The 21,761-nt window shown below is 61.3% G+C and carries 22 protein-coding genes and 1 tRNA gene; 13 read left to right on the top strand and 10 right to left on the bottom strand.

The annotated features are described in order from the left end of the window. Nucleotides 1-33: 33 nt before the first annotated feature. Nucleotides 34-1,008: a WD40/YVTN/BNR-like repeat-containing protein gene (locus tag ACR3FE_RS08450; protein ID WP_458206640.1), complete on the bottom strand. Its 975-nt coding sequence runs from the start codon at nt 1,006-1,008 to the stop codon at nt 34-36. Nucleotides 1,009-1,118: 110 nt separating this feature from the next. Here ACR3FE_RS08450 and ACR3FE_RS08445 point away from each other — a divergent pair, with 110 nt between their 5' ends. Then, nucleotides 1,119-2,312, top strand: coding sequence for an MFS transporter (locus ACR3FE_RS08445; RefSeq protein ID WP_458206639.1), 1,194 nt, complete (start codon nt 1,119-1,121; stop codon nt 2,310-2,312). On the opposite strand, the gene ACR3FE_RS08440 is transcribed toward ACR3FE_RS08445, so the two are convergent. The 3 genes from ACR3FE_RS08440 to ACR3FE_RS08430 form a co-directional block, all read right to left on the bottom strand. Further along, nucleotides 2,307-2,507, bottom strand: coding sequence for a 30S ribosomal protein S17e (locus ACR3FE_RS08440; protein ID WP_458206638.1), 201 nt, complete (start codon nt 2,505-2,507; stop codon nt 2,307-2,309). The genes ACR3FE_RS08445 and ACR3FE_RS08440 overlap by 6 nt on opposite strands. A gap of 157 nt (nt 2,508-2,664) precedes the next feature. Continuing rightward, entirely contained in the window at nt 2,665-3,195 is a 531-nt protein-coding gene (gene msrA / locus ACR3FE_RS08435) for a peptide-methionine (S)-S-oxide reductase MsrA (RefSeq protein ID WP_458206637.1), read from the bottom strand. A 141-nt stretch (nt 3,196-3,336) separates the two neighbouring features. Beyond that, nucleotides 3,337-4,554 carry a polysaccharide deacetylase family protein gene (locus tag ACR3FE_RS08430; protein WP_458206636.1) on the bottom strand — a complete coding sequence of 406 codons (1,218 nt, stop codon included), beginning with the start codon at nt 4,552-4,554 and terminating at the stop codon, nt 3,337-3,339. 229 nt (nt 4,555-4,783) lie between these two features. On the opposite strand from ACR3FE_RS08430, the gene ACR3FE_RS08425 reads away from it, so the two are divergent. Then, nucleotides 4,784-5,812, top strand: a complete 1,029-nt coding sequence (locus tag ACR3FE_RS08425) for a transcription initiation factor IIB (protein ID WP_458206635.1) — start codon at nt 4,784-4,786, stop codon at nt 5,810-5,812. Nucleotides 5,813-5,848: 36 nt separating this feature from the next. Here ACR3FE_RS08425 and ACR3FE_RS08420 read toward each other — a convergent pair whose 3' ends face one another. Then, a complete protein-coding gene (locus ACR3FE_RS08420) occupies nt 5,849-7,300 on the bottom strand; it encodes an Hvo_1808 family surface protein (RefSeq protein WP_458206634.1) in 1,452 nt (483 codons plus the stop codon). Nucleotides 7,301-7,526: 226 nt separating this feature from the next. On the opposite strand from ACR3FE_RS08420, the gene ACR3FE_RS08415 reads away from it, so the two are divergent. From ACR3FE_RS08415 to ACR3FE_RS08400, 4 genes are read left to right on the top strand one after another with little or no spacing between them, the layout of a single operon-like run. Next, nucleotides 7,527-8,468 carry a DUF4129 domain-containing protein gene (locus ACR3FE_RS08415; RefSeq protein ID WP_458206633.1) on the top strand — a complete coding sequence of 314 codons (942 nt, stop codon included), beginning with the start codon at nt 7,527-7,529 and terminating at the stop codon, nt 8,466-8,468. Continuing rightward, the gene (locus ACR3FE_RS08410) at nt 8,465-9,034 is read left to right on the top strand and encodes a DUF7269 family protein (RefSeq protein WP_458206632.1); all 570 of its coding nucleotides are present in this window, start codon (nt 8,465-8,467) and stop codon (nt 9,032-9,034) included. The genes ACR3FE_RS08415 and ACR3FE_RS08410 overlap by 4 nt, the downstream gene beginning before the upstream one ends. Next, complete coding sequence (locus tag ACR3FE_RS08405; protein WP_458206631.1) at nt 9,031-10,302, top strand: DUF58 domain-containing protein; 1,272 nt, start codon at nt 9,031-9,033, stop codon at nt 10,300-10,302. The genes ACR3FE_RS08410 and ACR3FE_RS08405 overlap by 4 nt, the downstream gene beginning before the upstream one ends. Continuing rightward, nucleotides 10,299-10,796, top strand: a complete 498-nt coding sequence (locus ACR3FE_RS08400; RefSeq protein WP_458206630.1) for a DUF7519 family protein — start codon at nt 10,299-10,301, stop codon at nt 10,794-10,796. Before ACR3FE_RS08405 ends, ACR3FE_RS08400 begins: the two co-directional genes overlap by 4 nt. 36 nt (nt 10,797-10,832) lie before the next feature. On the opposite strand, the gene ACR3FE_RS08395 is transcribed toward ACR3FE_RS08400, so the two are convergent. Then, nucleotides 10,833-11,783 carry an AAA family ATPase gene (locus ACR3FE_RS08395; RefSeq protein ID WP_458206629.1) on the bottom strand — a complete coding sequence of 317 codons (951 nt, stop codon included), beginning with the start codon at nt 11,781-11,783 and terminating at the stop codon, nt 10,833-10,835. Nucleotides 11,784-11,885: 102 nt separating this feature from the next. On the opposite strand from ACR3FE_RS08395, the gene ACR3FE_RS08390 reads away from it, so the two are divergent. Together ACR3FE_RS08390 and ACR3FE_RS08385 are read left to right on the top strand one after the other, a co-directional pair. Then, nucleotides 11,886-11,970: transfer RNA gene (locus ACR3FE_RS08390), tRNA-Ser, on the top strand. A 423-nt stretch (nt 11,971-12,393) separates the two neighbouring features. Further along, nucleotides 12,394-13,404, top strand: coding sequence for a hypothetical protein (locus ACR3FE_RS08385; protein WP_458206628.1), 1,011 nt, complete (start codon nt 12,394-12,396; stop codon nt 13,402-13,404). A 235-nt stretch (nt 13,405-13,639) separates the two neighbouring features. Here the strand turns inward: ACR3FE_RS08385 and ACR3FE_RS08380 are convergent, their stop codons facing one another. Beyond that, the gene (locus tag ACR3FE_RS08380; RefSeq protein WP_458206627.1) at nt 13,640-14,038 is read right to left on the bottom strand and encodes a hypothetical protein; all 399 of its coding nucleotides are present in this window, start codon (nt 14,036-14,038) and stop codon (nt 13,640-13,642) included. A gap of 174 nt (nt 14,039-14,212) precedes the next feature. Between ACR3FE_RS08380 and ACR3FE_RS08375 the strand changes: the two genes are divergently transcribed. After that, entirely contained in the window at nt 14,213-15,265 is a 1,053-nt protein-coding gene (locus tag ACR3FE_RS08375; RefSeq protein ID WP_458206626.1) for a S66 family peptidase, read from the top strand. Between the two features lie 39 nt (nt 15,266-15,304). Continuing rightward, complete coding sequence (locus ACR3FE_RS08370; RefSeq protein ID WP_458206625.1) at nt 15,305-15,733, top strand: CopG family ribbon-helix-helix protein; 429 nt, start codon at nt 15,305-15,307, stop codon at nt 15,731-15,733. A 44-nt stretch (nt 15,734-15,777) separates the two neighbouring features. Here the strand turns inward: ACR3FE_RS08370 and ACR3FE_RS08365 are convergent, their stop codons facing one another. Further along, nucleotides 15,778-16,125: a DUF192 domain-containing protein gene (locus tag ACR3FE_RS08365; protein WP_458206624.1), complete on the bottom strand. Its 348-nt coding sequence runs from the start codon at nt 16,123-16,125 to the stop codon at nt 15,778-15,780. A gap of 61 nt (nt 16,126-16,186) precedes the next feature. Here ACR3FE_RS08365 and ACR3FE_RS08360 point away from each other — a divergent pair, with 61 nt between their 5' ends. After that, nucleotides 16,187-16,717 carry a DUF7097 family protein gene (locus ACR3FE_RS08360; RefSeq protein ID WP_458206623.1) on the top strand — a complete coding sequence of 177 codons (531 nt, stop codon included), beginning with the start codon at nt 16,187-16,189 and terminating at the stop codon, nt 16,715-16,717. Between the two features lie 31 nt (nt 16,718-16,748). Here the strand turns inward: ACR3FE_RS08360 and ACR3FE_RS08355 are convergent, their stop codons facing one another. Then, entirely contained in the window at nt 16,749-17,966 is a 1,218-nt protein-coding gene (locus tag ACR3FE_RS08355; RefSeq protein WP_458206622.1) for a cation:proton antiporter, read from the bottom strand. Between the two features lie 193 nt (nt 17,967-18,159). Here ACR3FE_RS08355 and ACR3FE_RS08350 point away from each other — a divergent pair, with 193 nt between their 5' ends. Continuing rightward, nucleotides 18,160-19,551, top strand: a complete 1,392-nt coding sequence (locus ACR3FE_RS08350; protein WP_458206621.1) for an NAD-dependent succinate-semialdehyde dehydrogenase — start codon at nt 18,160-18,162, stop codon at nt 19,549-19,551. On the opposite strand, the gene ACR3FE_RS08345 is transcribed toward ACR3FE_RS08350, so the two are convergent. Beyond that, entirely contained in the window at nt 19,552-20,367 is an 816-nt protein-coding gene (locus tag ACR3FE_RS08345; protein WP_458206620.1) for an endonuclease III domain-containing protein, read from the bottom strand. Between the two features lie 131 nt (nt 20,368-20,498). On the opposite strand from ACR3FE_RS08345, the gene ACR3FE_RS08340 reads away from it, so the two are divergent. Beyond that, complete coding sequence (locus ACR3FE_RS08340) at nt 20,499-21,737, top strand: NADH dehydrogenase subunit (RefSeq protein ID WP_458206619.1); 1,239 nt, start codon at nt 20,499-20,501, stop codon at nt 21,735-21,737. The last annotated feature ends 24 nt before the right edge of the window (nt 21,738-21,761 follow it).

Genomic DNA, 21,761 nt, shown 5'->3' with positions numbered 1-21,761 from the left:
CAGTCGATCGACTTCGAAGTATCGCCGACCGGCCTACGGAACCACCGCTATTCCTCTTGCGGTCTGTTGCTCGAACCCAGTGGGCCACTCCAGGTCGAGTTGGTTCCACGTCGTTCCCGCATCCTCGGTTCGGTAGACTCCCTTGTTGTTTACGGCGTACAGTTCGCCATCCGATTCCCCGGCGGTGAACACCGCCCGAGTGACGCCCTCACCGGTCGGAAGGCCGTCGAGTCGTTCCCACGGTTCGCCGTCGCGCTTGCGGTAGACGTAGGATTCGGCAGCACTGGCGTTGTGGGCTGTTCGAGGGCCTGTCGCGCCGGAGAGCAAGACAGTGTCCGGGTCGTCCGGAGCGAGCGCGACACTCCAGCAGTAGCGGTGACGAAGTCCGTCCTGTGGGTACCGCCACGTCTCCCCACCATCTTCGGACTCTGCGTAGCCATCGCCTGCTGCAGACCAGACCCGTCCCGGTGCGTCGGGGTGGGTCGTCAGCGAGTGGTTGTCCCGCCGAGCGCCTGACACCCTGTCCTCCCACGTCTCGCCCGCGTCGTGCGTCTGCACGAGCGCACCGGCCTCGATGCCGACGTAGAGGTGTGCCGTATCGTGTGGGTCGGGTTCGATCCACCGGACGTGGTGGGTGTGGGGTCGCGGCGGAAACGACCACTGCGGTTCCGAGGGGAGGTCGGTCAGCCCTTCACGTCGTTCCCACGAATCGCCGCCATCCGTGCTTCGGAAGACGGCACTCGGTTCCGTCCCGACCCACACCGTCTCGGGGTCGTCCGGGTCGACCGCGAGCGACATCACCGATTCGTGTATCGTGTCGGTGCCGACCGAGTGGAACGTCTCGCCCGCGTCGTCGCTTCGGAAGAGGCCGGAATCGAACGTCCCACAGAAGACGTGCTCGGGCGTGGCGGCGACACACTCCAGGTCGTGGTCGACCAGCCGGATTCCCTTCGTCTCCGTCTCGTCGGCGACGAGAAGACCGCTCCGCATCGCGGCGTACAGGTGCATACGCGGAGCTACGTTCCCCAGATGCCTGAATCTATGGCCGAAATGACATTATTAGTACATAAAAGGATATCAGGAAACCATTTACTATCCGTCGTTCGAAGCCCGAGCAAATGTCTCGTCTGCCGACCGTCTACAAATATTACTGCTATCAGGCGACCATCTCGTTCGGATTCTTCTCGCCGATCTTCACCCTCTTTCTTCTCTACCGCAATCTCGACTACACGCAGATCGCCCTTCTCAGCGCGCTCTACTCGACGCTGACGGTGCTCGGCGAGATTCCAACAGGCTACATCGGCGACCGAATCGGCCGCCGAGACAGTCTCGTCGTCAGCTCCGTCTGTATGACCGCCTCGATCCTCGGATTCGTCGTCGCTCGCTCCTTTCTCGCACTCGCTGGACTGTACGTCCTGTGGACGCTCTCGCTCGTCTTTCGCTCCGGGAGTGGTGATGCGTGGCTCTACGAGATGCTTCGCACCGAACTCGAAACCGACCAGTTCGCTCGGGTTCGCGGCCGCGGAATGGCGGTCAATCGAGCGGTGACCGTCGTGACGGTACTCGCTGGTGGGTTGTTGTACGAACTCAACCCCAGACTGCCGTTTCTCGCCTCCGGCGTCCTGAACGGTGCTGGCGTGTTCGTGCTCTTGACGCTTCCACGGAATCGAGCAGTAACGGATACCGACCGCGACGTACTCTCGCCACTCGCTGCGGTTCGAGTCGTGCGCCGCCACCTCTCGGAACCGCCGCTTCGGTCGTTCGTGACGTACGTGGCGCTGTTTTTCGCCGCGACTGCCGCAGTCGAGCCGTACGTTCAGCCGATAGCAACCGTCACGCTGGAAATCCCGGTCGAACTCGTGGGACCACTGTACGCCGGATTCACGCTCGTCTCTGCCGGATTGAGCTATCACGCCGGAACCATCGAGGATATCGTAGGTCTTCGAACGACGACGGTGTTCGTTCCCCTGATTCTTTGCGTCGCGCTCGTCGTTCCGGTGTTCGCCCCCATCCTCGCGCTCCCGATGTTCTTCGTCCGCACCGGTTCGAAGACTGTGCTCCACCCACTGGTCAACCAGTACATCAACGACCACGCGGAGTCGGTCGGACGAGCCACGATACTCAGCGCCGCGTCGATGGTGTACGCGCTCGTCAGACTTCCCCTCAAACTCGCCGGGGGTGTCGTCGCTGATGCATACTCACCGCTGGTGGCGGTGGCAGTTCTCGGAGGGGTCGTGCTCGTCGGACTCGGAGTGCTCTACACGTTAGAAGCACCTGTCGGAACGAGACGGACGACTACCGACCCGTCATAGGTACTCTTCTTGCCTCCCACGTCCCTGTTTTCTCGTGATGTAGCCCGCGATTCGGTTACGAACGCTTTTCGACGAGACGTTCGTCAGCTTCTCCACACTCTGTTTGTTCTGGTCGAAATCGTCGGTGAACGCTTGCGGGTAGCGTTCCAGCAGGATGTTTCCCACCTTCTTCACGTAATCTGGTTGGACTGGCATCGGTACCAGTGCTAACCACGCCGGGCGGTAAAACGATTGACGACGTTTCGCACGTCATCACGACCGGTTCGCCGGTCGAACCGGTCGACTTCTGTATGGATCGATCCGATTCGGTGACAAGACGGCGTTGAGTGAGGGTTCGTCGTGTCTATCTCGATCAGCGGACGTTCTTGGCGAACTTCTCGCGCACCTTCCGAATCTTCGGCTTCGCGTTCACCGTACAGTAGGCGTCGTTGGGATTCTTCTCGTAGTAATCCTGGTGATACTCCGAGGCCTCGTAGAACGCCTCCAACGGTTCTACCTCGGTCACGATTTCGTTGTCGAACGTGTCCGCGGCTTCGAGTTCCTCGATGAACCGCTCTGCGGTTGCCTTCTGGTCGTCGTCGTGGTAGAAGATGGCAGATCGGTACTGCGACCCCACGTCAGGTCCCTGTCGGTTCAGCGTCGTCGGGTCGTGGATGGTGAAGAACACCTGCAGCAGTTCGTCGTAGCCGATCATCTGCGGGTCGTAGACGAGTTGGACGACTTCCGCGTGGCCCGTACTCCCGGAGCAGACTTCCTCGTAACTTGGGTACTCGACCGAACCGCCAGCGTAGCCGGAGGTGACCGACTCCACGCCCTCCAACTCCTCGAACGCGGCTTCGAGACACCAGAAACACCCGCCAGCGAGCGTTGCCTGTGCTGTCATAGTAACCAATAGGAATTCGATGCGTTAAGACCCTCCGATGGCGGCTGACTCTGTGAAAGTCCATCGATCGGCCCCGTTTGCGTCCGACGACGGACTCTGCGGGAGTTCGACGACGGACTCGGGTGGCGTCCGATAACCGAACTACAGTTCGAGCAGATCCGAGGCGGTGATGACCCGGACGTCCTGTTTTTCGACGTACTCGAGCAGTTTCTCGAATTCGCGTTCGCTGAGATCGCCGTCCTTTCCGATCTCGTGGAAGAGCGGGACGACGAGTTGCCCGTACTCGGCGGCGTAATCCACGTATCGTTTCACGACCTCTACGTCCTTGCCGTACACTCGTGAGACGATGGCGTCTTTCTGTTCGAACGGCATCGCGTTCGGACAGCCACCGAAGCTGAAGATGGTGTCGTAATACTTTCTGGCGAGGTCGAACGTCTCCGAGCCGACGAGGTTCTTCGGAACGAGCAGATGACGTGCGCCGTCGTCGAATCCCGCCGATTCGAGGTAGCCCTGTGCGTCCTTGAGAAGCTGTTTCTGTTCGCTCGGCTCGTACTTCGAGAAGTAATACGCTCCGACGTTGGGATGGGCTGAGATGTCCCATCCGCCCTTCGCCATCGTGGACAGGTGGTCTTCGTTCAGTCGGTCGTCGTTCCCGATACTCTCGGGGATGACCCCCTCGACACCAGCGAAATCGTACTCCTCCATCAATTCGAACGCGCGGTAGTGGCTGGCGTGGCTATCGTCGAACGTGAACATCACGTAACCGGTCTCCGAACTGGAGACCGTCCGAAGGTCGTCGACGAAGAAATCGACCGGCTTCTTTGCGTTCTGGTCGATGGGCCGGGCCAAGATACGGAGTTCGTGAACCTTCGAGAGGTCTGCTCCATCCTCGACACCGGTAACGCCGAAGTTGACGCGGATCCAGCGGTCCTTCGGTCCCACCACGGTTCGTTTGAGAGCGACCGTGTGCCCGCTGTCGGGGGCGTGGAGTTCGATGGCGACTTTCACCTGCTCGTGGTTCGTGAGCTTGACTGCCATCGAGAAGTTCGTCCCCCGGAGATCGGCACCGGACAACGAGCGGACGATGTGGCCCTCTTTCGTCTTCCCACTCCCTTCGACGTGTGCACAGCCTGAACCCTCGTAGGCGTCGGTCGATTTCGACAGCGATCCCTGCCGCGAGACGGCCTGCCAGTGACCGAGGTCTTCGAAATCGTCCGTGATTGCGACGTTCGGGCCGCCGGAACCGCTCGCCTTCCCAGCGTCGTCGCCTTTCGACAAATTCCCGGCTAACGACGAACATCCCGGTAGCGCCAAGAGACCGGTCGCTGCCAGAAACGCTCGTCGAGTTTGTTCCGTCATCTCTGCCAATCTGGAAGAACTCCCAGTATATTCTTATGAGCAATTTAATGTAGACAGAATCTGTCGCCAGAGAACAAAGATTCGCAATGTCGTTCTGATCCGATGATTAGCCTCTGCCAAAGAAGCATACATCTTGCGAAACATTTATATGTATTTCGCACTAACCTATAGTTAGTAAACTGGCCCCAGCACACGTTTTTCTCCCTTCTGGGTGCCAGTTCCTTCGACAATGACGAACACGAAGATTCGACAGACAGAACAGCAGCGAGTATCAAAAACCGAACGAGAACGCGACATCGAACGAGAAGATGACATCCAGCGGGAACGCGAGTTTTGTCCCGAGTGTAGCGGCCGCCTCGTCACCGACGCGGAACACGCCGAGACCGTCTGCACCGAGTGCGGACTCGTCGTCGAAGCGGATGCTATCGACCGCGGTCCGGAGTGGCGTGCGTTCGACGCCGCGGAACGCGACTCGAAATCGCGTGTCGGAGCACCGACGACGAAGATGCTCCACGACAAAGGGCTATCGAGCAGTATCGGCTGGCAAGACAGGGACGCCTACGGACGAACGCTGAGTCCCCGTCAACGCGAGACGATGCAGCGCCTCCGCACGTGGGACGAGCGGTTCCGTACGCGAAACAGCAAGGAACGCAACCTCAAACAGGCGCTCGGCGAGATCGACCGCATGGCGAGTGCCCTCGGACTGCCGGAATCCGTCCGGGAGACGGCCAGCGTCATCTACCGCCGTGCACTGGAAGAAGACCTGCTGCCCGGACGCTCCATCGAAGGCGTGGCGACTGCTGCCCTCTACGCAGCGGCCCGCCAGAGTGACGTGCCCCGCAGTCTCGACGAGGTGGCGAGCGTCAGCCGCATCGACGAGATGGAGTTCAAGCGCACCTACCGCTACATCGTGCGCGAACTCGGTCTCGAAGTGAAACCCGCCGACCCCGAACAGTATCTCAACCGATTCGAGAGCGAGGTCGAACTCGGTGCGGAGGCGAAACGCCGCGCTCACGACCTGCTCACGACCGCCCAGGAAGCGGGCATCACCAGCGGGAAATCGCCCATCGGACTCGCCGCCGCCGCACTGTACGCCGCCGCACTCCTCGAAGACGAGGAGTTGACGCAGGACGCAGTGAGCGAGGTCAGTGGTGTGAGCACCGTTACGATTCGGAATCGCTACCACGACTTGCTGGCCGCAGCGGACGAGACGCAGGCGCTTCCGGCGAACGTCTCGCTCGACGAAGCGACGGCGTGATCGAGTGAAAGCGTAATCTGCGTTTTTCGCGGTTCGCTACGACGACTGCCGAGTATCGCCCCCGGTTTTGGGCCGGATATCCCGCAGGTCGGAGACCGTCGGCGCGTTCACGATCGTCACGGTACGCCCATCGCGGACGATACGGAAGGCGTCGGCGAACCCACCGTCTTCGATGACCCACGTTCCGGGGGCGACACGCTTCGCGTTCTGGCCGCGGAGAAGGTCGCGGTACGCCCGCGTGAACTCCCTTGCGTCCTCGTTCGTGTCCCACTTCGTCCGCCAGACGTAGCCGCGCTTATCCTCCTTGTGGTACGGCCAGATGCGGTCGTTCGCCCATCCATCCGAGGGCTCGCTGGTGTAGTTGAACACGTCGAAGCTGCCAGCCTCGGGATCTTCGAACTCTTGCCACTGGATGATGGGATTGTCGTAGGCTCGGCCCTGGTACCAGAACATCGCGTAGATTCCGGTCTCACCGACCGTCTCCGACCCGTTCTCTCCCTTCTTCCCGTAGAGTTTCCATCCGTTTCGTGCCTGGTCACCGAGTCGGAGCGTCGCGGGCGGCGCGTTCTGTTCTTCGGGGTAGATGACCTGCTCGGACGCCTTCGGTGGGTTTCGGTACTCCCGTGCGATCGCTTGCCATCCTCCTGACTGGACGTTCGATGCGACGAATGCGGGGCCGTCGGAGTACGGTTGGATGATCGCCACCTGCATGGCGAGGTTGTACGACGGGAGCGGGCCACCACCGTAAGGCGTCTTCGGACGTGGCGGGCCGGGCGTTTCGACGCAGTCCCACTCCACACCACAGCGCCGCGTGTACCGTTTTTCGACGTACATCGCCTCACCTTCGGTCAACCCCTGCCGTCCCCGCTGGCCGTCCATCGTCTGCGCGTTGAACTGTGACGACCCGAGTCCGACGTGCTGGTCTTGGAGCGCGTGCGTGAGTTCGTGAATCAGCGTCGCGTTGTCGACGACGAGTTCTCCTTCGGAGATGATGAATATCTGGTCTACGGAGGGCAGATAGAATCCGGCCACTCGCTCCTGCCAGAGTCGCGTCTGTTGGCGGGCCGCATCAGCCGATTCGTTGGTGACGAACAGTGCCTCCCAGATCTGATTCTCCCACGCACGCTGGGCAGGCGTGTACTGCTGTCGGGCCTGCCGCCGAACGAGTTGGGTGTACTGCTCTCTCGGGAGCGGTTCCACCTCGACGGAGCGTTCGAACTCCTGTTTGCGGATGAACTCCACCCGCGCCATCGCCCGACCCACGTACGCCCGTAGTTCGGCGTCCGTCAACCCGTCACGTTGGTCGACCGCGATGCTCTCGTTGTGCCAGTAGCCGTTCTCCCAGCCCAGTACGTCGGAGTCCGGGTCCGGTGGCGCGCTCTGGCTCTCGTTCCCCCTGTCGCTCCCATCGCCGCTACTCCCGGCAACACCGACCACTGGTGCTGCACAGACGAGCAAGACGACGAAGAGTATCCCCACGCCTCGCATACAGGCGACACGGACGCGGGAAGCATAATCGTTAGCCGTTGGTTCCCACACCACATTGTTCGAATTTGTGACAGTCGAGCCGATGATTACCCGGTCGCCGCGAGGGAAAAACGTGACGCGACACCGATAGTTGGTCGAAATCGAATCGCGTCTCCGCCGTGCGAGATGGGAAGAGTTCTAGAAAGAAGACAGAAAACCTAAGTTTTCAATCCCGCTACTCCGTACCGTGGATAGAGATACCGCCCGTCCCATCGTCGTCGCACTCCTCTGTATCCTCGCTATCGCCCTCGCTGCCGCGACGTTGAACTCCGCCGTGACGAACGACGGTGGAAGCGGTACCGGTTTCGGTTCCGGCCCCGGTGGAACCGGATTCAGTGAGAACAATCGATCGTCGATGAGCGAAGACCAGGGAGCACCACTGGTGATTCCCATCGAGTTACCGTGCTTTCCCGTCTTGATGACGGGGCCTGCCATCGCCGCCATCCTGGCAGGATTCCTCTTGCTCGTCGGTCTCGCGTACCGGCGGATCGGCTTCCTGGGTGCCTTCGCCGTCATCGGGCCGGTCGGGGTACCGGTACTGCTCGTTCACGCCCTCCTGACCGCGTGTATGGTTTCCCCACCATCTCGCCCCAACAGCAGTATCATGCCCGGCAACCAGAGTAACTTCACGCTTCCGCCGGGCGGTTCTGGTGGCCCAGGCGAAGGCGCGACGTCCGTGCTGACGCCTTCGTTCGCGCTGTTCGTCGTCCTCGGCATCGCGCTCGTCGGGGCCGTCGTCCTGTTATTCAAGAGTTCCGGCGGAAGCGAAATCGAAACACCAGAGGACGAGGAAGCGTTCGGCGGCGAAGAGAACATCGCCGCCGTCGGACGAACGGCGGGTGACGCGGCAGACCGCATCGAATCCGAGGCCAGCGTCGAGAACGAGGTGTACCGTGCGTGGCGAGAGATGACCCACCATCTCGACGTGTCGGCACCCGAATCGAGCACGCCGGGCGAGTTCGCGGCGGCAGCGGTCGATGCTGGAATGAACCGCGATGACGTGAGCGAACTGACGAACGTCTTCGAAGAAGTTCGATACGGTGGCGAGGATGCGACCGGCGACCGCGAACGACGAGCGGTATCCGCACTCCGCCGGATCGAACGCCACTACGCGGAGGCCGATTCATGAAGAATCGGCCGATACTCACGGTTGTCGGCATCCTCGCCGTCGGCTGGGGGCTCGCGGTCGTGTTCGCTCCCGAACTCGCGGCGATGGTCACGACCGGGGCGATATTCGTGAAGCTCCTCGGCGTGCTCGCGTTCGTCCAGGGGCTTCGCGTCGTCCAGGGTCGTCGCCGACGGGACATCGTTGGGGCCGAGACGGGCGATCCCGAGACGAACCTGACACTCCCGACGCCGGGGGATGATTTCGACGAGCGACTCCGCGTCGTTCACTCGGGGACACGAACCGCTCGGTTCCAGTCGCGGAAAACACTCAGAGAGCTTCTCGAACGGTCGGTCGTCGAAGCCATCGTCGAGCGCGAAGGGTGTTCGGAGGACGATGCGCGGGCACGACTGGAGACCGGCGATTGGACCGACGACCCGTACGCCGCAGCGTTCCTCGGTGGGCCGACTGCCCCCCGTCGCTCCTGGCGCGAATGGATTCGACACAGCCTCAGCGGGGAGACGAGATTCCAGCGACGTGTTCGCCGAACCGCCGGTGCCGTCGTCCGGTACGTGGAGGACGACCGATGACCGTCCGTGAGACGAACCGGTGGTACGGCGTCAGTGCAGTTGCACTGCTCGCGGCAGCGGTCGGCGTCCTCGTCAGCAGTCCAGAGACGCTTCTCGTCGGCGTCGTCGGCGTCGCGTTCGCGGCGTACGCACGTACCGCCACATCCCCGACGACTGACCTCGAACTGACCCGGTCGGTAGACGATGCGAACCCGGAACCGGGGGACGAGATCAGAATCGAGGTGGCGGTCGAGAACGTCGGTGATGCGACCGTTCCCGACCTCCGAATCGTAGACGGTGTGCCCGAGACACTGGAAGTGACGTCGGGGTCGCCTCGTCTCGGGACAGCACTCCGCCCCGGCAAGCGAACGTCGTTTTCCTACAGCGTCGAAGCGGTTCGGGGGAACCACGAGTTCGACCCGGCGCAGGTACTGGCCCGCGACTTCAGCGGAGCCGTCGAACGTGAGTTCGAACTCACGGACGAGACGGCTATCTCGTGTACGCCACAGCTCGCATCGACCGCGGAAGACGTCCCGCTCAGAGAGCAGACGATCCGTCACACGGGGCGCGTTTCGACGCGCGAAGGTGGTGCTGGTGTCGAGTTCTTCGCCACCCGTGAGTACCGTCCGGGCGACCCGCTCTCGCGCATCGACTGGAACCGAAAGGCGCGAACCGGGGAACTCACGACGGTCGAGTTCCGAGAGGAGCGAACCGCGACCGTCGTCCTGCTCGTGGATACGCGGGCGAAAGCGTATCTCACGCCCGAGGAAGACGACCCCGGTGCCGTCGAGCACTCGGTTCGCGCGGCAGGTGATGCGTTCAGTGCCCTGCTCGACAACGGTGACCGAGTCGGGATCGCCGCACTCGGCCCCGAGGAAGCGTGGCTGTCGCCCGGAACGGGGACGTATCACCGCGCAGAGGCGCGAGAACTCCTCTCGCACGCGGAGGCATTCGCCCGCGAGCCACCAACGGGGACGTTCTACTCGACGCTGCAGATGCGGTGGCTCCGACGACGGCTCCCGGCGGATGCACAGGTGGTGTTCTTCTCACCGCTCTGTGACCGCTTCGCACCGGAGGTGGCACGCCGACTCGACGCCGGCGGACACGCCGTGACGGTCATCAGCCCCGACCCGACCGCGAACGGAACGACCGGGCATCGACTCGCGCGGGCGAAACGAAAACAGCGAATCCAGGCGCTTCGAGCAGCTGGCCTGCGAGTCGTCGATTGGGACACCGACGACCCGCTCGGCGTGACGTTGGCTCGCGCCAACCGGAGGTGGCTCCGGTGAACGAGATCGACCGCTCGCCGACGCGGGTGAGTCAACTGCTCGCCATCATCGCTGGCTCGGTCGCCCTCGCCACGAGCGCACTGGTGGGTGGAACCGGCATGCTCGCCGGTCTGCTCGGCCTCCTGTTCGTCGCGCTCGGTGTCGTCCGAGGCTCGCGCCGCGTGGTGACCATCGGGAGTTTCACCCTCCTGCTCGGCGTCCTCGCGGGGGGACTGGTCGCCGCACCACCAGAACTGCTCCTTCCCGGTGCGATGGCGACGGTGCTGGCGTGGGATTTCGGCGAGCAGGCCATCAACGTCGGCGAGCAACTGGGACGGGAGGCAGCCACGCAGACCCTCGAACTTACCCACGCCGCCGCGAGCACCGTGGTCGCGGTTTCGGCGGGCGGCGTCGGCTACGGGCTGTATCTGCTCGGAGCCGGTGGGCAACCGATGACCGCGCTCGTCTTCCTGTTGATCGCGGCGCTGGCGCTCACGTCGGCACTGCGGGCGTGAGAAATCGAACCCGAAACTGAAAATCCGACTTCGAATCTATTCCACCGTCGGGACGGGCACGCTATCCAGTACCGTCTCGATAATCTCGTCTTTTCGGACGTTGTTAACCTTGGCGTCCGGCGTGAGAACGACGCGGTGGGAGAGCACGGGGTAGGCCACGCGCTTTACGTCGTCGGGGGTGACGAACTCCCGGCCTTGCATGGCCGCGCGGGCGCGGGAGGCTTCGAAGAGGCGCTGCGTGCCGCGCGGCGAGACGCCCACCTCAACGCGCCGGTCGTCGCGCGTCTCGCGGGCGATGGAGGCCATGTATTCGAGCAGGTCTTCGTCGACGCGCACCGATTCGGGGACCGTCTGGAGGTCGGTGACCGACTGGTTGTCGAGAACGCTCTCGATGGTCGGACTCTGGCTGTGGCGGCCTGCACGCCTCCGCAGGAGTTCGATCTCGCCATCCAGGTCGGGGTAGCCGAGGCTCGTCTTCACGGCGAAGCGGTCGACCTGCGCTTCGGGGAGCGGGAAGGTACCTTCCTGTTCGACGGGGTTCTGCGTGGCGATGACGAAGAACGGGTCGGGGAGTTTGCGGGTGTCGCCGTCCACCGTCACCTGCTGTTCTTCCATCGCTTCGAGGAGGGCAGCCTGCGTCTTCGGCGGCGCACGGTTGATCTCGTCCGCGAGGACGACGTTGGCGAAGATGGGGCCTTCGTTGAACTCGAACTGGCGGTCTCGCTCGTTGAAGACGTAAGTGCCGGTCACGTCCGCCGGGAGCAGGTCGGGCGTGAACTGTACGCGACTAAACGACAGGCCGAGTGCTGAGGCGAAGCTGCGGGCGGTGAGGGTCTTTCCGGTACCGGGCACGTCTTCCAGCAGTACGTGGCCCTGGGCCATGACACCGAGGAGGACCGTTTCGAGGAATTCGCGGTCGGCGATGATGGCAGTACCGACCGCGTCGAGGACGGAATCACATTTCGCGTTCGCTTCTGTTACGTCCATGAAATCTTTCGCAACGGCCAACGGTTTTAATTTGATGGTCAGCCGAGTTGCCACTCTGCAAATCGAAACCCATAAAACGGACAGCGGGGTAGAGAAGAATGAGCCGAGATAGCCTAGCCCGGCCAAGGCGGCAGATTCGAAATCTGCTGTCCTCACGGACACGGGAGTTCAAATCTCCCTCTCGGCGTCATTCTCAGAGCGCAACCCGGTGAGAGACATGGATGTCTCTCGCCTTCGAGCGAGGAGATGACGGACAGAGGAGATTTCGAACGACGGAAGAGGCAGTCTCGCCGAAGGCGAGGAGGCGTCTTCAGGTAGTTCAAATCTCCCTCTCGGCGTATTTTTACGGCGCGAAATGACCAGTGGCGACTTCGTGGACGAAGTGAACGAGCGTTGAGTCACGTCTCCGCGTTGGGAACACACAGTGGAGATTCGAGCATGCAGCTCTGTTGGAATCTTCAACGACTGATGGAACTGGCGTACTGAACAGAGAGAATATATCCAGCGATTCTCGGATGGTATCGAAGCCCGTCGTATCTCAGTCGGATGTGTCAAAAACTTCTTTGTGTTATCCCAATAATTATCCTCGTTCTCCATGATATTGCAACACATGATTCATTCCCGTCGTGTGTTCCTCACCTCCACCGCAACGGTTCTCACCGTCGCGGTCGCCGGATGTACTAACTTGCCCGGTTCAACCGGGCAAGACAACAGTCCTCAACGGGATGCCGTGGATGATGGAAATCCGATTCCAGCTGCTCGGTTACAGATGACAGCGGTAGAGAACAGAGACATCGGTGAACGGCAGACGCTATCTACGAGGGAGAATTCGGAGAAAGGTCGACGCGTCATCAAGCGAGCCGTACAAAACGGGTCGACGATAGTCGACGACCAATCACCGCCGATCTGGGAAGGCAGTACACCATGGGTGTACGACGGCAGTGTGTATCGAGTCTCGTACGACGTACGAAACGAACGCCCGGCGACTCGCTACTTCTGGAATCTCACCCCTGTGCAACAGGCTAACAAAGATGACATCGTGCGTTTCGATGAGCTTCCGCGTCTCGATCGTGAGAAGTTTCGGTTAGTTGGCCTTGGAGACGTCGCTGTGGGAGACGACACGCCACTCGATATCGGGAAGACGTTCGTGTACGCGAATGCGGACCGAAATCAGTCGGCGCTCGTACCGACTCCTGATCGCTCGGTTATTGAATGGAAATCTGGCTCACGTGCGCGGTTCTCGATCACCGGCTCGAACTCCAAGGACGCGACGCTCAAAACGTACCGTTACACGGCTCATCAACTTGCATCGACCGTCGAAGCGTATGGTCAGCAGCTCCGCGACAAATACACGTTCGAACTCTCGGGGCTTGCTGATGCCGAGCGCAACCTCGTAAACCAAGCCATCGCAGAACACGGATACACCGTCGAACGAGGCGGATCGCCCCCCGATGCGTTCTGGTCACTGGTCGATACGTTCCAGCAACACGAAGCGGTCGCTGACAGAAAAGACGGTGTAACCGGAGACTATCTCACCACATTCGATGGGCAGGTCTATTGGACGGAATTGATAAACGGGAACGACTATGGAGTGGGAAAAACGACCACGACAGAGCAGTAGAACGCTCGGTTCACTTTGCTCCCAACGAGGGTATCGAATGGCATTTGATGACTGCAAAATCCGCACCACGAATGCAACAGCCAGTGAGTGTAAAGTGGAAGATACGCGCACTGTATCGTGCTAGCGCCTACTCACGCCCGCACTCGGTCGGCTCCCTCGCAGCCGCTCCGCGTCTGCGCGGTCGCTCTCTCGTTCGCCCGTTGTCACCAGAAGTCAAAAACCGGAACGCCGGGATTCAGAACAGCAACAGGAAGTTGTGAACGCCCAGGAATCCGTACCACGCGCCCGCGGCGAGATACGTGGTCGTCCGGAATGCGGCGGGGTAGCCATCCGGTGCCCACGAGTCGGGGAGCAGTCGTGTGACGAGGAGTCCACTCTCCGCGAGGATCGCTACGCCGACGACGGCGAAGACGAGGGTGATGAGCGACCCAGTGACCATTCCGAACTCCTGCATGAGCGTTCGGGTGAGCCATACCGACTCGAACACGTCGTCGCGGAGGTGGAGGACGGTGACCGTGCTCACGGCGTCGAGCGTCTTCCCGGCGATGAGCACGACCAACAGCAACGCTCGATTCGGTGCGAGCGTTGGCCATTCGACCCCCGTCTCGTACCCTCCCACGGAGCGATTCGACATAGACGTACCCATGAGCGAATCCGACTTTGTTATGGCACGGTTAAACACGGCGTAGGACGGAACTGACGCCGATGTCCCGGTTTAACCGACAATTAGGCCGGTTTGGAATAGGACGAGAAAAACCGAGACGGAACGGGAAACCTACTTGATACGCTCCGGCGAAGCTGTCACTGAATGAGCGATTTCGTCGTTCCGCCAGCACTCGAATCGGGAGACAAGGTCGCTATCGTCGCGCCGGGAACGAGCCACGCCGAACTGTTCCCTCACGTTTACGAGTTGGGACTCGAGCGGATTCGGGAGTTCGGACTGGAACCGGTCGAATTCCCGACCGCGACGAAGTCTCCGGAGTGGCTGTACGAACACCCCGAAGCGCGAGCGAAAGACGTGATGGACGCCTTCTCCGACTCCAGTATCCGCGGTATCGTCGCCGTCATCGGTGGGGCCGACCAAGTTAGAATCCTTCCCCATCTCGATACTGACGTACTCCGCGAGAATCCGACCCGGTTTTACGGGACGAGCGACAACACGAACCTCCACACCGTACTCTGGAACGAAGGCATGGTCTCCTTCTACGGTGGGAACCTCTTTACCGAGTTCGCTATGCAGGAATCGATGCACGACTACACCGTCGACCATCTCCGTCGGGCGATGTTCGAGGATTCGTTCGGCGAACTGCGCCCCGCCGAGCAGTTCACAGACGAGGACTTGGACTGGGCAGACCCGGAGAATCTCGACCGGCGGCGCGAGATGGACCCCAATCCGGGTTGGCAGTGGTGCGGCGGAACCGAACCGGTTACGGGACGGACGTGGGGCGGTAACCTGGAAGTCGTCGACCTCCAGGTGTCGGTCGACCGCTACCTTCCCGACGCCGACGAACTCGACGGAACGGTACTCCTCCTCGAAACCTCCGAAGAACTGCCGACCGAGTTCGACGTTCGCTGGACGCTCATGGGGATGGGCGAGCGGGGCCTCCTCTCGCGCTTCTCGGCGGTGCTCGTCGGGCGAGCGAAAGCGCGCTCACACGAGGTCGAGCGCCCGCCTGAAGAACGCGAGGCCTACCGCGAGCGCCAGCGCGACGCTATCGCCGACCTCGTTTCGGAGTACAACCCCGGCGCTCCGGTCGTCTTCGACCTCGACTTCGGCCACACTGCCCCCGTCGCCCCGATCCCGGTCGGTGGTGTCGTGACTATCGACCCCGAACGTGAACGGATCGAGTTCGAATACTGATAACAAGATTCTAATAAGGATTGCTGCCTGAGTTAATACATGACCGTCGTAAGCGTCTCGATGCCGGACGAACTCCTCGAACGAATCGACCAGTTCGCGGACGAACACGGCTACACCGGCCGGAGCGAGGTCGTCCGCGAGGCGAGTCGAAACCTCCTCGGCGAGTTCGAAGACCGTCGACTCGAAGACCGCAAGTTGATGGGAATCGTCACCGTCCTCTTCGATTACGAGACGACGAACGTCGAAGAGCGGATGATGCAACTCCGCCACGAACACGAGGGACTCGTCAAGTCGAACTTCCACAACCACGTCGGCGATCACTACTGCATGGAACTGTTCGTCATCGAAGGAACGCTCGACGAGATATCGGCCTTCGTCGGCAAGATCCGCGCGACGAGAGATACGCTCACCGTCGATTACTCCGTCACGCCCGTCGATGGGTTCAATCCGCTCGCCGATACGAACTGAAGTACCGACTTCTCGGCACCTGCCGAATTCACGGATCGCTGCGTTCACTCGACCAGTCGAACGGAATCCCCGATTTCGACATTCGTGGCACTTCCTGCTGGTAGTTCGAAGAGGGTGTCGGCCTCCGATTTCGCCATCCCTGTCCAGGCCGAGAGACGTTCGACGCGGTTGACTTCGCCTTCCTGTGTCCACACGGCGTCGAGCGGAAACGGAACGAACACCATGTGGACGTCGCGCGTGGCGACGTCGTCGAACCGAAACGCCAGCGCGTAATCGTCCGGAATCGACCGTCGAAACATCAGCCCACGAGCCTGCGAGAGAAACGAGTCCGCCGTCTCCACGTTCGTTGCCAGCGTCTGCGGCCTGCCATCGGATTCGTGTACGACACGCACGGCGCACACTCCTCACGGAGGAGACAAAACTTTTGTGCGAGAACGACGCTACGGACCGACAATGGAGAAGACCCCGTCGGGAACAGCAGTCGGCGTCGACGACCCCTACGAACACGCCGGACTCTGTGACCACCTGACCGACGAGGGGCGGTGTCGATACGCCTTCGAACATCCACAACACGACCCCGAATTCGCCCGCGAACGCCGCGAAGAGGAGTTCCGATGCCCAGTCGCCGACCCGGATGGCGACTGGAACTGGAGCGACTGCCCGCACTTCCGGTGTCGTAACCGCGACCGCCAATGCATCCGATGCGGTCTCGAAGAGCGCCGGATGGCCCACTCCGACGAGCGACCACTGCTCGAAGAACACCATCTTTCCTACGCGGGCGAAGGAGAGACGCTTTCACACGAGATAACGGTCTATCTCTGTCGCTGGTGTCACGCGAAGGTCCACAAGTCGTGGGCGCGCATCGACGACGACGTGAACCCCGACCCGGAAGCCATCGCCGAAGCCGAAGGCCGCCGGAGCAGAGAACAGGTCGAGACCGCGTTCGAGACCGCGGCTGAGCGATACGACGACTCGAACGAATAGTTGTTTCACTCGTCCGCTGGTGCCGGGGTATTCAGGTGCCGGTATCTGGCTTGGTCGTACCTGTCTCCGACTGCTCGCCCTTCTTCGCTTCGGTACGGTTGACCGCCCGTTTCAACAGCGAGGGTGTGAGGAGTACCGAGATGACGAACACGACCAGATAGGCGACGAAGATACGATTGCCGACGATACCCTGCGAGACACCGAGTGCGACGATGGCGATTCCCGACTCCGAGCGCGGAAGTAATGCGAAGCCGAAGATCAACGAATGTTCTCGCGGCCCGCCAGCAAGGAGGTTCCCGACGTATCCCGCGACGAAGTTAGAGAGGAGGCCGAGCACGGCGAACACGACGATGAACGAATTGAGCGTCAACTCACCGAGGTTCATCCGGGCACCGATGGCGACGAAGTAGAGTGGAATGAACACGCCGTAAGCGATCCCATAGACGTTCGATTGGAGGTTCTTCCCTTCGAGTCGCTTGTTCGTCGAGACGATCAATCCGATCGCGAGTGCGCCGATGAAGTACGAGAGGTTCACCGCGTCCGATGCATACCCAAACACGAAGAGTAGTCCGAGGATGGCGATGAAATCCGCCTCGTCGACTTCGAATTTCGCGAGCAGGTTCGATATCGGATCGAGAAGATACCGATAGAACACGCCCAATCCGACGAAAAAGAGGGCGGCCAATCCCAGTGCGGAAACGGTCGCTCCGGTTCCACCGCCGACGAAGAACAGCGGAAGGATCGAGATGCCGAGGAGACCGATAACGTCGTCCACTGCCGACGCCCCAAGAATCCAGCGACCGTACTGCGTGTCGAGTTTATCGAGCGAGAGGAGGGTTCGAACGACGATCGAAACGGAGGTCACGGAAAGGATGAGACCGAGATACAGACTCGCTTCGAGTCTGAAACCGAACCACGTTCCGATACCGTAGCCGACGACGAAGGGAAATATCACACCGGAGAGGCCGATTATCAGAACCGGTCGAAATGCCGCGAGCAACTGGTCTAAACTGATCTGCTGATAGCCCGCATCGAAGAACAACAGGAGTCCGCCGATGGTGGCGATGAGGATGAATGGACTGGTCCGGTTCGTGTTGCTGATGAGCATCGCTACCGACGGTCCAAGCACGATACCTGCGAGTATTTCACCGAGGAACCCCGGTTCGCCGAGTCGTTCGATCCCCTCACTCAGGACGAGCGCGAGCAACAGGCTCGTACCGATAATCAAGAAGAGTTCGAGCGAAGCCATCTACGGTGACCACCCCGCCATCGACGCCCTCCTGTCGTCTCCCATACCGCGCTCAGTAACGTCTCAGATCGGTATAAGTATACGGCGCATATGCTCGTCAACGAGCCGTTATCGACGGGAGAATAGAGGAACGGTCGCTTACCTTGCGAGTGCCGCCAGAGGCTACATGGGTCACGATGGCGTCCTATCGAACATGGAGAGTCTCAACCCCGCGACCGGCGAGGTACTGGAGACGATAGATGGAGACGACGAGGGGACGGTCGACGAGAAACTACAGCAGGCACACGAGACCTACGAGGAGTGGCACGAACGACCCATCGAGGAGCGTCAGCGTCTCATCTCGAATGCGGGTGACGTACTGCGCGATAACAAGCAGAAGTACGCCGAGTTGATGACGAAGGAGATGGGGAAACCCATCGACAGCGCGGTCGCCGAAGTAGAAAAGTGCGCGTGGGTCTGCGACTACTACGCCGAACACGCCGCCGAGCACCTACAGGACGAGCACATCGGCACCGAACCCGACGTGGAGAGCTACGTCTCCTACGAACCGCTCGGGGCGGTGCTGGCGGTGATGCCCTGGAACTTCCCCTTCTGGCAGGTGTTCCGGTTTGCCGCACCGAATCTCACCGCCGGAAACGTCGGGTTGCTCAAACACGCCTCGAACGTTCCCCAATGTGCCCTCGCCATCCAGGAGGTGTTCGAGAAGGCAGGGTATCCGGAGGGTGCGTTCACCACGCTGCTCGTCGGCTCGGATAAGATGGAGCACGTCATCGAGGACGACCGAATCGCTGCGGTGACGCTCACGGGAAGCGAGCCCGCCGGTCGCTCGGTCGCCGAAACCGCCGGGAAGAATCTCAAAAAGACCGTCCTCGAACTCGGCGGCAGCGACCCCTTCGTCGTGCTCTCCGAGGCCGACATCGAGGATGCAGCGAAAACCGGCGCGCAAGCCCGGTGTATCAACGCCGGGCAGTCCTGTATCGCCGCGAAGCGATTCGTCGTCGTAGACGACGTGTACGACGAGTTCATGGAGCGGTTCACCGAGGAGATGGAGTCGATGACCATCGGCGACCCGATGGACGAAGACACCGACATCGGCCCGCAGGCCCGTGAAGACCTGATGGAAGACCTCCACGAGCAGGTCGAAGAGAGCGTTGACGCGGGCGCAAATCTGAAACTCGGCGGAGAACCCCTCGACCGCGAGGGGCCGTATTACCCGCCGTCGATCCTGACCGACGTGCCCGACGGCAGTCCCGCCGCAGACGAAGAGTTGTTCGGCCCGGTCGCCGCAGTGTTCCGCGTCAGCGACACCGAGGAAGCCATCGAACGCGCCAACGACACGAAGTTCGGTCTCGGCGCGAGCATCTGGACGCAGGACAAAGCGCAAGCCAAACGCGTCGTCCCCGAGATCGACGCTGGGATGGTGTTCGTCAACGAACTCGTCAAATCCGACCCACGCGTGCCCTTCGGTGGCGTCAAAGATTCGGGCTACGGGCGAGAACTCTCACGACACGGGATTCGGGAGTTCGTGAACGAGAAGACGACGTGGATCGCGGAGATGTCAAGTGGCGACGGGGGCGTCGAGTAGTCAGTCGGCGTCTGCCGGGTCGATTACCTCCCCACTCTCCACGTCCACCCCGACCTGCTCGCAGAGATCGGACATCGGGCACGCCTCGGGGCCATCCAGACACGCGGGCTTGCGGGCAGAACAGTACTCCCGACCGAACTGGATGCTCGCGGTGTGCCCGAAGCCGCATTTCGCCGCCGGAACGTCGCGCTCTAACACCGCTCGTATCTCCTCGTGGTCGGCGTCCGCTGGCGCGATTCCGATCCGTCGGTAGATGCGGTGGACGTGTGTATCGACGGGAAAGACACCAGCCCGCCCGCCGGAAAAGAGGAGGACGCAATCTGCCGTCTTCGGACCGACGCCGTTCATGTCGAGGAGCGTGTCGCGCACCTGGCTCGGGTCGTGGTCGGTGACGAACTCGTCGAACGCCTCGGCACGGCCGTACTCCGCGAGGACGTGTTCGGCTGCTTCAATGAGCACCGTCGCTTTCTGGTTGTAGAGACCTGCCGAGCGGATCGTGTCCGCAAGTTCAGCGTGCTCCGCGTGTGCGAGATTTTCGGCGAGGTCGGCGTCGTCGAGGTCGTCTCCGGCGTACTTCTCGACGAGCGCGTCGTGGGCCGGTTGGCTGGCCACGTCGCTCGTGTTCTGGCTGAGGATGGTGCGGACGAGACAGGTAAAGGCGTCTTGCCCGCCGTAGGTCTTCTGCCAATACAGGTCGCCGAGTCGGTCGACGACCTCCTCGGCGCGCCTCTCGGCGTCGGTGGGGTCAAACCTGGCGGCGATACCGCCACCTTCCGTGCCACCACTGATGTTTTCGGTGGGCTCCGGGTCGTCCATGGTTCGACATTCGGGCTGCGACCGGATATATATGAGACCATGCTTGTTATTGACACACATACTTCTCAAAACTGTTATAGATATCAGAAATGTTATGGTTCGGCGGTCGAAAGTCTAGGAGGGGGAGAAATATGAGCGTAACGCTCCGGCAACTCGAACAGGCAGAACAACCGGAGATCGCCACGACGATCAGAAACGCGGGAATTTCGGGCGCAGGGGGTGCGGGCTTCCCGACGTACGCGAAGTGGGAGTACTTAGACGAGGTACCCTACCTCCTGGTGAACCATCAGGAGAGCGAACCGAACTACTACATCGACAAATGGATGGGAGTGAATCACGCCGAGGAGTTCGCGGCGTTTTTCGATGTACTCCTGGCGAAGACGTTCGACGTGATCGTCGTCAGCGCCAAGGCAACAGACCGGGACGGGTGGATGAACCAACTCGAATCGGTGACCGATGCGACGGTCTATAGTCCGGACGAACTTCCGATCGACCCGACCGAAGAATCGGGCGTCGTCTTCGCTTACACCGACGACAGATACGAGTACGGGATGGAGACAGTACTTCTTCGGTTGGTGGCGGATATCGTCATGCGCGACGAGTTGCCGATGGATCACGGCTGGATCGTCCAGAACACCGAGACGATGTACAACATCTACCGAACCCTGACTGAGGGCGAAGCGATGACGCGGAAGTACGTCCACGTCGACGGGAACGTACCGCACCATCGATTTCTCGACGTACCGGTGGGGACACCTGCTGCGACGGTGCTCGAAGCGGCTGGCAGACCGCCATCGGAACTCGGCGACCACGATATGTTGGCCGACGGTGGTCCGGGATGGTGTTTCGAGATCGAGGAATCGGCAGCCAAGTTCGGCGTGACGAAGCGAACCAACTGCGTACTGGCACTCGACCGGGACGTCGCCGTCGAAAACACCCTCGGTGAGGGCCGGATCAACGTGCTCAGTACGCGCGAGTGGGAGGACGGCCACGAGGTCGAACCGACGGTACTCGACCCCGACACCGTCCGAATTCCGCTCATCACCAATCCATCGTTCGAAGGCATCGTCGAGCGGAGTAGCCCACTCGTGAAAGAGGGAGACAGCGTCGAGGAGGGGGAGATGATCGCCACGCCAGGCGAAGAAGGAATCAGCAACACACAGCACGCATCGATCGATGGGACGGTCACCGCGGTGACCGATACACACATCGAGATTCGCCGCACGGTTGATACCGCGAGAAGCAGCCAGTTGGCCCACGATCGGTTGGTCTACTGGACGTGGTGTGACGTCTGTGGCGAGTACATCGCCCGACCCGAACAGGCGTTCCTCGGCGAAGGAACGCACTACGTCTGTCGGGACTGCCGATAGTCCACTACCTCGGGGAGGGACGAC

This window comes from Haladaptatus rarus (assembly GCF_054177585.1).
Note: the sequence above shows the minus strand (reverse complement) of the source record. Positions and strands in the feature narration are given on the sequence as shown.

Excerpts from the sequence above, each read along its gene's own strand:
- ACR3FE_RS08430 (WP_458206636.1), bottom strand. The coding sequence starts at position 4,554 with ATGACGGAACAAACTCGACGAGCGTTTCTGGCAGCGACCGGTCTCTTG.
- ACR3FE_RS08420 (WP_458206634.1), bottom strand. The coding sequence starts at position 7,300 with ATGCGAGGCGTGGGGATACTCTTCGTCGTCTTGCTCGTCTGTGCAGCA.
- ACR3FE_RS08395 (WP_458206629.1), bottom strand. The coding sequence starts at position 11,783 with ATGGACGTAACAGAAGCGAACGCGAAATGTGATTCCGTCCTCGACGCG.
- ACR3FE_RS08380 (WP_458206627.1), bottom strand. The coding sequence starts at position 14,038 with ATGTCGAATCGCTCCGTGGGAGGGTACGAGACGGGGGTCGAATGGCCA.
- msrA (WP_458206637.1), bottom strand. The coding sequence starts at position 3,195 with ATGACAGCACAGGCAACGCTCGCTGGCGGGTGTTTCTGGTGTCTCGAA.
- ACR3FE_RS08385 (WP_458206628.1), top strand. The coding sequence starts at position 12,394 with ATGATTCATTCCCGTCGTGTGTTCCTCACCTCCACCGCAACGGTTCTC.
- ACR3FE_RS08425 (WP_458206635.1), top strand. The coding sequence starts at position 4,784 with ATGACGAACACGAAGATTCGACAGACAGAACAGCAGCGAGTATCAAAA.
- ACR3FE_RS08440 (WP_458206638.1), bottom strand. The coding sequence starts at position 2,507 with ATGCCAGTCCAACCAGATTACGTGAAGAAGGTGGGAAACATCCTGCTG.
- ACR3FE_RS08450 (WP_458206640.1), bottom strand. The coding sequence starts at position 1,008 with ATGCACCTGTACGCCGCGATGCGGAGCGGTCTTCTCGTCGCCGACGAG.
- ACR3FE_RS08360 (WP_458206623.1), top strand. The coding sequence starts at position 16,187 with ATGGAGAAGACCCCGTCGGGAACAGCAGTCGGCGTCGACGACCCCTAC.
- ACR3FE_RS08345 (WP_458206620.1), bottom strand. The coding sequence starts at position 20,367 with ATGGACGACCCGGAGCCCACCGAAAACATCAGTGGTGGCACGGAAGGT.
- ACR3FE_RS08340 (WP_458206619.1), top strand. The coding sequence starts at position 20,499 with ATGAGCGTAACGCTCCGGCAACTCGAACAGGCAGAACAACCGGAGATC.
- ACR3FE_RS08375 (WP_458206626.1), top strand. The coding sequence starts at position 14,213 with ATGAGCGATTTCGTCGTTCCGCCAGCACTCGAATCGGGAGACAAGGTC.
- ACR3FE_RS08410 (WP_458206632.1), top strand. The coding sequence starts at position 8,465 with ATGAAGAATCGGCCGATACTCACGGTTGTCGGCATCCTCGCCGTCGGC.
- ACR3FE_RS08405 (WP_458206631.1), top strand. The coding sequence starts at position 9,031 with ATGACCGTCCGTGAGACGAACCGGTGGTACGGCGTCAGTGCAGTTGCA.
- ACR3FE_RS08350 (WP_458206621.1), top strand. The coding sequence starts at position 18,160 with ATGGAGAGTCTCAACCCCGCGACCGGCGAGGTACTGGAGACGATAGAT.
- ACR3FE_RS08355 (WP_458206622.1), bottom strand. The coding sequence starts at position 17,966 with ATGGCTTCGCTCGAACTCTTCTTGATTATCGGTACGAGCCTGTTGCTC.
- ACR3FE_RS08445 (WP_458206639.1), top strand. The coding sequence starts at position 1,119 with ATGTCTCGTCTGCCGACCGTCTACAAATATTACTGCTATCAGGCGACC.
- ACR3FE_RS08370 (WP_458206625.1), top strand. The coding sequence starts at position 15,305 with ATGACCGTCGTAAGCGTCTCGATGCCGGACGAACTCCTCGAACGAATC.